This is a genomic window from Brevundimonas sp. (assembly GCF_050729455.1).
Taxonomy (GTDB): domain Bacteria; phylum Pseudomonadota; class Alphaproteobacteria; order Caulobacterales; family Caulobacteraceae; genus Brevundimonas.
Window position 1 is genome coordinate 19,561 of sequence record NZ_JBOHLI010000045.1, and the last position, 8,784, is coordinate 28,344.

The window sequence follows — 8,784 nt, forward strand, 5'->3', positions numbered from 1 at the left end:
GGCGCGATGAAGGTGGTGGCGAGCCTGGTGCGGCCGGTGGAGGCGGAGACGCCCTATGGCGGGCGGGGCGTCAGCTATGAGCCGGTCGGGTCGTTGTGGCTGAGCCTCGGCGCGCGGCGTCGGCGTGAGCGGACGGAAGCGGGTGTGACGCGGGGCGTGGAGACGCTGAGCGCGACCGTGCGGGCCGATCCGCGGCTGGCCGAGGGGCTGGTGGCAAGGTTCGGCGGGGCGGACTGGGGCGTTGTGGGCATCGAGGCTGATCCCAAGGCGGCGGGGCGCGTGCGGCTGAACCTGGAGCGGGCGCGATGAGGGATCATGAAGGGGCGCTGATCAAGGCGCTGATTGAGTGGCTGAAGGGCGACGCGGCCTTGCAGGCGCTGCTGGGCGATCCGGTTCGGGTCTGGGACCAGCCGCCGGAGGATGCGGCGTTTCCGCATCTGTTGATCGGCAAGTGCGAGAGCCGGGCGGTCAACGCCGACGGGGGCGGGGTCGAGCATCGGCTGACCCTGACCTGCGCCAGTCGGTTCAACGGCATGGAGGAGGCGCGGGCGGTCGCGGCGGCGGCAAGGGCGCGGGTCGCCGATGCGCCGCTGGAAGCCGACGGGGTGAAGGCGGTCAGCCTGGGCGTGACCTTCACCGACGTGTTCCGCAGCGCGGATTTGAAGCGGGCCTGGGCGGTGATGCGGCTGAGGGCCGTGACGGAGGAAATCTGAGATGAGCGCGCAACGGGGCAAGGACATCTTGCTGAAGATCGAGGGCGCGGCGGGCGTCTTCACCACGGTGGCGGGGCTGAGGGCGCGGACGATTTCGCTGAACGCCAAGACGGTGGACGCGACGGACGGCGACAGCGCCGGGCGCTGGCGCGAGCTGCTGGCGGGCGCGGGCGTGAAGTCGGCGGCGGTGTCGGGGCAGGGGATTTTCCGCGACGCGGCGTCCGACGCCCTGATCCGCGAGGCCTTCTTTGAACAGGTGGCCAGGACGTGGCGGCTGATCGTGCCGGACTTCGGCGTGCTGGAAGGGGCCTTCCTGGTGGCGGCGCTGGAATACGCCGGCGAGCACGAAGGCGAGGCGAGCTTTGCGCTGAGCCTGGCGAGTGCGGGCGAAGTGACGTTCGCGGCGTTGTGATGACGAACGGCGTGCGGGGCGAGGTCACGGCGGTGCTGGCGGGGGCGGAGCGGCGGCTGTGTCTGACGCTGGGGGCCTTGGCCGAGATCGAGACGGGGCTGGGTGTCGCCGGGATGGCGGCGCTGGCTGAGCGGATGCGGATGTTGTCGGCGCGGGATCTGATGGTGGTGCTGGCGGCCCTGCTGCGGGGCGGGGGCGAGGGGGCGCTGGCGGACGGGTTGGCGAGCGCCTTCGTGGATCCGCGCGAGGCGGCGGAGGCGGTGGCGAAGGCGTTTGCGGCGGCCGCATGACCCCTTGGACAGAGATGTTGCAGGCGGCAGCAAGGATGGGCGTGGGGCCGGAGGGGTTCTGGCGGCTGTCGCTGAAGGAATGGCGGATGCTGACGGCGGGACCGGTTCAGGCGGCGCCGCTGGGGCGCAGCGAACTGGAGCGGATGAGGGAGATGTGGCCGGATGACTGACAGTTTCAGGCCGGACGGGATCGACGCCGTGCCGGTGAAGGCGGCGGAGGCGGCGGCGGCGCTGGAGGCGCTGAGGGAGCCGGCGGAGCGGGCGGCGGCCTCGATCGAGGAGGCGTTCGGGCGGGCGGGCGAGAGCCTGACGCGGTCGCTGGTGCGGGCGGCGGCGGACGGGGAGGTGACGCTGGCCGAGCTGGCGCGGGCGGTGCTGAACGCGGTCAACAGCGCAGCAGGAGCCAAGGGCGGCGGCCTGTCGGATGCGATCTCGGCCGTGATGAGCAGTTTCGGCGGGGCGCGGGCCGAGGGCGGACCGGTGCTGGGCGGCGGGGCCTATCTGGTCGGCGAGCGCGGGCCGGAGGTGTTTCGACCGGCGGGCGCGGGCAGCATTGAAGCGGTCGGCGGCGGGGGCGGCTTGACGGTCAACGTCAGCCTGGACGGCGGGGCGCAGGGGCTGTTGCGCTCCGAGGCGCAGATCGCGCGGATGCTGGCGCGTGCGACGGCGCTGGGGGCGCGAAGGATGTAGCGATGGGCTCAGGCAGTGAAGCGCCGAGCGCTTCGCGGTAGTCCAAGAAAAATGAGGCTCAAGCAGCGAGCCGCCGTGCGGTTCGCGCTCCAAAAGAAAAGGGCGCTCCGGAGAGCGCCCCTTTGATTTTACTCGCCCTTGGGATTGGGGCCGAACTGGTTGTCGCCGCGCTGGCTGTCGGTGATGCCGACCCACAGCAGGAAGCCGATGTTGACCAGGAAGATGACGGAGAGGCCGCCCATCATCGAGCCGAACAACGCCATCATCGCCGCCGGATCCTCGTTCTCGAAGGCCTGGGGGTTGGTGAGAATCGACATGCCGGCGGCGCCGATGATCATGATGATGCCGACGACGTTGGCGACCCACGGAATGACGGCGAACCAGCCGGTCTTGCCCATGTCGTGCAGGCGCTTCACCGTGATGGCGACGTTCGGCCAGATCAGGGCCAGGCCGATCAGGTTGCCGATGATGGGATCAGGCCGGTGACGAGGCTGGCGCCGAACAGGATCAGCCAGCTGATCCAGAAGTGCTGGCGACGCAGGCGGCCGTTGAAGGAGAGCATGGCGCTCTTGATGTCATAGCCGCCGCCGGTGTCGCGGGCGACGTAGGAAGAATGAGCGGCCTGGCCGAAGGCGGCGGCCGGCGAGCCGGCCAGGACCATGATCTGGGTCGCCTCAAGGCCTTCCGGCACGAAGTCGACGCGGGCGCCGGTCGCGATCACGCCCCCCGCCTGGATGGCCGAACGGCCGAAGCCGTAACGGATGCTGTCGTCGCCGCTGATCAGACCCGTGCCTGACACGTCGTCGTAGCTGAGAATTTCACCGCGCACTCGGAAGTCTCCTGATCTGAACGGCCCCCGGGCCGGTAATGGCGAGCATGACCGAGCGTTGGTTTGCAGACAAGCCGAAGCGTCACCTTAAGTCAGGTTTTCAAGAACGAATCTCAATTCGGGTCAGAGGCGTTTCGGCGCCGGGCCGTAGGCGTTCGGATGCGGCTGCGACGGGATGCAGGCGACGACCAGCATGAAGATCCCGCCGACGTAGGGGATGAAGGTCACCAGATAGAGCCAGCCGCTGAGGCCGACGTCGTGCAGGCGGCGCACGGCCAGGCAGATACCGGGGATGATGAGGAACAGCGCCCAGAGCACCGGCGGCAGCAAGGTCAGGACGGTGAGCTCGCTGTCGGCGGCGAGGCCCACGGCGAAGAAGAAGGGCAGGAAGGCCGCCATCATGGTCAGCCAGGCGAACAGGATGAAGGACCAGTATTCCAGGCGCCGGGCGCGGCCTTCGCCGTCGATGTACTTTTGGCGGATGCACCGGACGAAATAGGCCCACATACCGAGCGGCGCCTCGGCCGGCGCGAAGGACGAGGCCGGCAGGCCGCGCTCCTGTATCTGCAGAGGGATGATCTGGCAGGCTCGGCCGTCGAGCGGCACGAAGTCGACGCGCAGACCGGGGACCGGCTCCTGAGCCCCGCCCACGTCGGTGCGCGAAAAGCGATAGCGCGTCAGGTCGTCGCCGCTGATCAGGCCCTCGCCGCTGACGATGTCGTAGCTGAGAATTTCACCGCGCATGGACGCCCCCCGATCGCGGTCGGACGGACCGCCCTCGGTCCCTGAACGGGCCGTCGCGGAAAATCAAGATAACGGGAGTCTTTGATGGCCTTTCACGAGGTGCGCCTGCCGGCGCGGCTGGCGTTCGGATCGACCGGCGGGGTCGAGCGGCGGACGGAGATCACGACCCTGGGGTCCGGGTTTGAGCGGCGCTCGACGCCCTGGGCCGAGGGGCGTCGGCGCTATCTGATCGGGGCGGGGCTGCGGTCGCTGGACGACATGGCGGCGCTGACGGCCTTCTTCGAGGCGCGGCGCGGGCGGCTGTACGGCTTCCGGTTTCGCGACTTCGCCGACTTCAAGAGCTGTACGCCCGGAGGGGCGGTGGCGGCGACCGATCAGAGGATCGGGGCGGGCGACGGGACGCGGCGCAGCTTTGGCCTGTGCAAGGCTTACGGCGACCATGAGCGGCGCATCAACAAGCCGGTCGAGGGCTCGGTGCGGGTGGCGGTCGGGGGCGTCGAGACGACGGGGTTCGCGGTCGATCACGCGACGGGGGCGGTGACGCTGGCGGCGGCGCCGGTCTCGGGGGCTGTTGTGACGGCGGGGTTCGTCTTCGACACGCCGGTGCGGTTCGACGCCGACCGGATCGAGGTGACGCTGGAGAGTTTCGGCGCCGGGCGGATGGTGGCCATGCCGCTGATCGAGGTGCGGGTCTAGCCATGCGCGACATATCGGAGGAACTGGCCGCCCGCATCGAGAGCGGGGCGGCGACGCTGTGCCATGCCTGGGTGCTGAGGCGGGCGGACGGCGAGGCGATGGGCTTCACCGATCATGACCGGGATCTGACGCTTGAAGGCGTGGTCTGTCGGGCGGGCAGCGGCTGGACGGCGGGGGCGGGCGAGGTCGAGGCGGGGCTGACGGCCGGCGGGCTGTCGGCCTCGGGCGTGCTGGACGATGAGGCCATCACAGAAGCGGACATCGCGGCGGGCCTCTACGACGGGACGCGGGTCGAGCTGTGGCGGGGGGACTGGGCGCGACCGGAGCTGGCGGTGCGGCTGTGGGCGGGGACGCTGGCGCGGATTCGGCGTGAGAACGGGGCCTTTGTTGCGGACCTCGACGGGCCGATGGCGGCGTTGGAGCGGGTGGTGGGGCGGACCTATGGCCGGACCTGCGATGCCGTTCTGGGCGACGGGCGCTGTCGGTTGAGCGCGGCGGCGGTCGCGGGGCGAGGCTGCGACAAGCGGTGGGCGACCTGTGCGGGTATGTTCGGCAACGGCGTCAACTTCCAGGGCTTTCCGGACATTCCGGGCGACGACTTCCTGATGGCGCGACCGGCGGGCAGCGGGCGCAACGACGGCGGGAGCCGGCGATGAGGCGGGACGTGGTGGCCGCCGCGCGCGGCTGGCTGGGGACGCCCTATCGGCATCAGGCGAGCGTGAAGGGCGAGGGGGCGGACTGTCTGGGCCTGGTGCGCGGGGTGTGGCGCGAGGTGGTGGGTGAGGAGCCGGAGGCGCCGCCGCCCTATCGCGCCGACTGGGCCGAGGTCGGGGGCGAGGAGACCTTGTTGCGGGCGGCGCGGCGGCGGCTGGTCGAGGTGCCGCTGGCGATGGCGCGGGCGGGGGACGTGCTGCTGTTTCGGATGAGCGCGGGCTGTCCGGTCAAGCATTGCGCCATCCTGTCGGCGGATGACGGGCCGGAGTGGAGGATGATCCACGCCTATTGGGGGCGGGCGGTGGTCGAGAGCTGGATGGGGCCGTGGTGGCGGCGAAGACTGGTCGCGGCCTTCCGCTGGCCGGTGAAGACGGGGGAGTGAGATTTGGCGCAGGTCGTACTGAGCAATGTGGGCCAGCAGGTCGGCGGGCCGATCGGGCAGTTCATCGGCTCGACCATCGGCCGGGCCATCGACAACCGGGTGATCGCCAGCCTGTCGCCGGCGCGCCAGAAGGGGCCGCGGCTGGAGGGGCTGAGCCTGCAGTCGTCGGCGGACGGGGCGCCGATGGCCTGTGTGTTCGGGCGGGCGCGGGTGACGGGTCAGGTGATCTGGGCCGCGCGCTTTCTGGAGACCAAGCACAAGCGGTCGGGCGGCAAGGGCGGGCAGAAGACGGTCGAATACGAGTATTCGCTGAGCTTTGCTGTCGGCCTGGGCGAGGGGGTCATCGACGGGGTGGGGCGGGTCTGGGCCGACGGCCAGCCGCTGGACCTGACCGGAGTGACGATGCGGGTGCATCGCGGGACGCAGACGCAGACGCCGGACCCGCTGATCGAGGCGGTGGAAGGGGCGGCGTCGGCGTTTCGCGGCACGGCCTATGTGGTGTTCGAGGACCTGCCGCTGGGGCCGTTCGGCAATCGACCGCCACAGCTGGCGTTCGAGGTGTTCCGCCGGCCGATGGGCGTCGAGCGGCGGCTGGAGGATCGGCTGGAGGGGGTGTGTCTGATCCCTGGCGCGGGGGAATTCTGTCTGGCCACCGAAGCGGTGATGCGGCGCGAGGGGCTGACGCGCAGCACGCCGGAGAACGTCAACAACGCCGAGGGGCGGGCGGATCTCGAGGTGTCGCTGGATCAGCTGATGGTCCAGACGCCGAACCTGAAGCGGGTCAGCCTGATCGTCGGCTGGTTCGGCGACGATGTGCGGGCGGGGCATTGTCGGGTGCGGCCTGGCGTGGACCGGCGCGACAAGATGACCAAGCCGCAGACCTGGAGCGTGGCGGGACTGGAGCGGCATGAGGCGCATCTGGTGTCGCAGGTCGATGGGGGACCGGCCTATGGCGGGACGCCGTCGGACGAGAGCGTGCGTCAGGCGATCCGCAGCCTGAAGGCGCGAGGGCTGGAGGTGACGCTGTATCCCTTCGTCTTCATGGACGCGGCCGGCTATCCGTGGCGCGGGCGCGGGCGCGTGGCGGGGACGGACGGTGCGGGGGCGGCGGGCGAGGTCGCGGCCATGTTCGGCACGGCGGACGGCTGGGGCCTGAGGCGGCTGGCGCTGCACTATGCGCGGATGGCGGCCGAGGAGGGCGCGGACGGTCTGCTGATCGGGTCGGAGATGCGGGGGCTGACGGGGACGCGGGATGCGGGCGGGGGTTTTCCGGCGGTGGCCCAGTTCCGGGCGCTGGCGGCGGAGTGCCGGGCCATTGTCGGGGCGGGGGTGAAGCTGAGCTACGCCGCCGACTGGTCGGAGTATTTCGGCTGGCGGAAGGACGGCGAGGTTCGGTTCCATCTGGATGCGCTGTGGGCTGATCCGAATATCGATTACGTCGGGATCGACTGGTATCCGCCGCTGGGCGACTCGCGCGCGGGCGACGGCGGGCTGGATGCGGGAGCCTATGAGGGGGCGGCGGACCCGGCCTATCTGGCCATGCAGGTGGCGGGCGGCGAGAACTACGGCTGGTATTATGCGAGCGCGGCGGATCGGGCGGCGCAGGTGCGCACGCCGATCAGCGACGGGGCGCACGGCGAGGACTGGCTGTATCGGGCCAAGGACCTGAAGGGCTGGTGGTCGCACCCGCACCACGAGCGGGTCGCAGGTGTGCGCAGCGCGGTGCCGACGGCCTGGGTTCCCGGGATGAAGCCGATCCGGCTGACCGAGTTCGGCTGTGCGGCGGTGGACCGGGGCGGCAATGCGCCGAACCTGTTTCAGGACTCCAAGAGTTCGGAGAACGCCCTGCCGCCGTTCTCGACGGGCGCGCGCGACGACCGGATGCAGCGGCGGGCGCTGGAGGCGGTGCTGGCTCATTTCGAGGCGATTGAGAACAATCCGGTGTCGGCGGTCTATGGCGGGCGGATGGTCGAGGGGGGCGACGCCTGGTGCTGGGACGCGCGGCCGTTTCCGGCCTTTCCGGCGCGAGGCGAGGTCTGGGCGGACGCCGGGGCGTGGCGAGCCGGGCACTGGCTGAACGGGCGGATGGGCGGCGAGGCGGCGGATCTGGTCGCGGCGCTGCTGAAGCGCGGGGGGCTGGCGGACGAGGCGTTCGAGATCGGGGCGCTGGACGGCGAGATCGCCGGCTATGTCGTCGACCGGCCGATGCGGACGCGCGACGCGCTGGAATCGCTGCTGGAGGCCCTGGGGGCGACGGCGGCGGAGCGCGGCGGGCGGATTGCGGTACTGGGCGAGGCGGCGGCGGGGCTGACGCTGACGGCGGAGGCGCTGGCCTTGCCGGACGAGGGGGCGAGCGTCGTGGCGGATCGGTCGCTGGAGCCGAGGCCGGGCGCGGCGCGGGTGCGGTTCATCGACGAGGCGGCGGACTATCAGACCGGGTCGGTGGTGGTGCGCGGGGGCGGCGACGGCGGGGGCGTGGATCTGGAGTTGCCGGCGGTGTGCGGGGCGGGCGTGGCCGGGGCGCTGGCGCGGCGGACGCTGGCGACGACCGGGGGCGAGACGGATCGGTTGACGGTGAAGTTGGGGCCGCTGGAGGCGCTGAGGCTGGAGCCGGGCGAGGTGGTGAAGGTCGAGGGGCGGGCGGGCGACTGGCGCGTGACGCGGCTGGATGTGAACGAGCAGCCGTCGGCGGTGCTGGAGCCGGTGGTGGTCGTGCGGGCGGACGAGGCGCCGATGGACTGGCGGCCCGGCGATGGGCCGGCGGTGGTCGGGGCGCCCTTTCTGCGGTTGCTGGACCTGCCGCCTCTGCCGGGGGCTGAGGGCGACGGGCGGCCGGTGGCGGCGGTGGCGGCCGAGCCCTGGGCGCCGATGGCGGTGCATGGCGGGGCGAGCGTCGACGCCCTGACGTCGCGCGCGACGGTGGAGAGGCCGACGACGGTCGGGGTGCTGACCGAGGCGGTCGGGCGCGGCGTGGTCGGGCGCTGGGACGAGGCGAATGCGATCACGGTGCGCGTCGAGGGGCGGGCGCCGGAGAGTCTGACGGCCGCCGGGGTTCTGGGTGGCGGCAATGCTCTGGCGTTGGAGACGGCGGCGGGGTGGGAGGTGGTGCAGTATCGGCGCGCGGAACTGGTCGGCGGCGAGGTCTGGCGTCTGAGCGGCCTGTTGCGCGGGCAGCAGGGGAGCGAAGAGGCGACGGCGGCGGGGGCTGTGGTCGGGGCGGTCGTGGTGTTTCTGGAACGCGACATGGCGCGGGCCGAGGTCGCGGCGGGCGAGCGGGGACTGCCGCGGGTCTGGCGGGCCGGGCCGGTCGGCGC

The 8,784-nt window shown here is 71.7% G+C and carries 13 protein-coding genes; 10 read left to right on the forward strand and 3 right to left on the reverse strand.

Going from position 1 to position 8,784, the window contains the following annotated elements; translation table 11 throughout:
* The first annotated feature begins 6 nt into the window (after positions 1-6).
* The 6 genes from ACREEF_RS11770 to ACREEF_RS11795 are packed head-to-tail and all read left to right on the forward strand — an operon-like array spanning position 7 to position 2,105.
* On the forward strand, positions 7-309 hold the full coding sequence (locus ACREEF_RS11770; protein ID WP_431565767.1) for a phage head completion protein: 303 nt from the start codon (positions 7-9) through the stop codon (positions 307-309).
* Positions 306-713 carry a DUF3168 domain-containing protein gene (locus ACREEF_RS11775; protein ID WP_431565768.1) on the forward strand — a complete coding sequence of 136 codons (408 nt, stop codon included), beginning with the start codon at positions 306-308 and terminating at the stop codon, positions 711-713. The genes ACREEF_RS11770 and ACREEF_RS11775 overlap by 4 nt, the downstream gene beginning before the upstream one ends.
* Position 714: 1 nt before the next feature.
* A complete protein-coding gene (locus ACREEF_RS11780) occupies positions 715-1,125 on the forward strand; it encodes a phage major tail protein, TP901-1 family (RefSeq protein WP_431565769.1) in 411 nt (136 codons plus the stop codon).
* Positions 1,125-1,415, forward strand: coding sequence for a GTA-gp10 family protein (locus ACREEF_RS11785; RefSeq protein ID WP_431565770.1), 291 nt, complete (start codon positions 1,125-1,127; stop codon positions 1,413-1,415). Before ACREEF_RS11780 ends, ACREEF_RS11785 begins: the two co-directional genes overlap by 1 nt.
* Positions 1,412-1,585: a phage tail assembly chaperone gene (locus ACREEF_RS11790; RefSeq protein WP_431565771.1), complete on the forward strand. Its 174-nt coding sequence runs from the start codon at positions 1,412-1,414 to the stop codon at positions 1,583-1,585. The genes ACREEF_RS11785 and ACREEF_RS11790 overlap by 4 nt, the downstream gene beginning before the upstream one ends.
* Positions 1,578-2,105, forward strand: coding sequence for a phage tail tape measure protein (locus tag ACREEF_RS11795; protein WP_431565772.1), 528 nt, complete (start codon positions 1,578-1,580; stop codon positions 2,103-2,105). Before ACREEF_RS11790 ends, ACREEF_RS11795 begins: the two co-directional genes overlap by 8 nt.
* Positions 2,106-2,233: 128 nt before the next feature.
* On the opposite strand, the gene ACREEF_RS11800 is transcribed toward ACREEF_RS11795, so the two are convergent.
* The 3 genes from ACREEF_RS11800 to ACREEF_RS11810 form a co-directional block, all read right to left on the reverse strand.
* Positions 2,234-2,521: a DUF805 domain-containing protein gene (locus ACREEF_RS11800; RefSeq protein ID WP_431565773.1), complete on the reverse strand. Its 288-nt coding sequence runs from the start codon at positions 2,519-2,521 to the stop codon at positions 2,234-2,236.
* Between the two features lie 38 nt (positions 2,522-2,559).
* The gene (locus ACREEF_RS11805) at positions 2,560-2,934 is read right to left on the reverse strand and encodes a hypothetical protein (RefSeq protein ID WP_431565774.1); all 375 of its coding nucleotides are present in this window, start codon (positions 2,932-2,934) and stop codon (positions 2,560-2,562) included.
* Positions 2,935-3,057: 123 nt separating this feature from the next.
* Complete coding sequence (locus ACREEF_RS11810; protein ID WP_431565775.1) at positions 3,058-3,678, reverse strand: DUF805 domain-containing protein; 621 nt, start codon at positions 3,676-3,678, stop codon at positions 3,058-3,060.
* A gap of 84 nt (positions 3,679-3,762) precedes the next feature.
* On the opposite strand from ACREEF_RS11810, the gene ACREEF_RS11815 reads away from it, so the two are divergent.
* The 4 genes from ACREEF_RS11815 to ACREEF_RS11830 form a co-directional block, all read left to right on the forward strand.
* Positions 3,763-4,374, forward strand: coding sequence for a phage distal tail protein, Rcc01695 family (locus ACREEF_RS11815; protein WP_431565776.1), 612 nt, complete (start codon positions 3,763-3,765; stop codon positions 4,372-4,374).
* Between the two features lie 2 nt (positions 4,375-4,376).
* A complete protein-coding gene (locus ACREEF_RS11820; protein WP_431565777.1) occupies positions 4,377-5,030 on the forward strand; it encodes a baseplate hub protein in 654 nt (217 codons plus the stop codon).
* Positions 5,027-5,470: an NlpC/P60 family protein gene (locus tag ACREEF_RS11825; RefSeq protein ID WP_431565778.1), complete on the forward strand. Its 444-nt coding sequence runs from the start codon at positions 5,027-5,029 to the stop codon at positions 5,468-5,470. Before ACREEF_RS11820 ends, ACREEF_RS11825 begins: the two co-directional genes overlap by 4 nt.
* 3 nt (positions 5,471-5,473) lie before the next feature.
* Positions 5,474-8,784, forward strand: a 3,311-nt coding sequence (locus ACREEF_RS11830) for a baseplate multidomain protein megatron (protein WP_431565779.1), incomplete at its 3' end; no start/stop codon positions are given.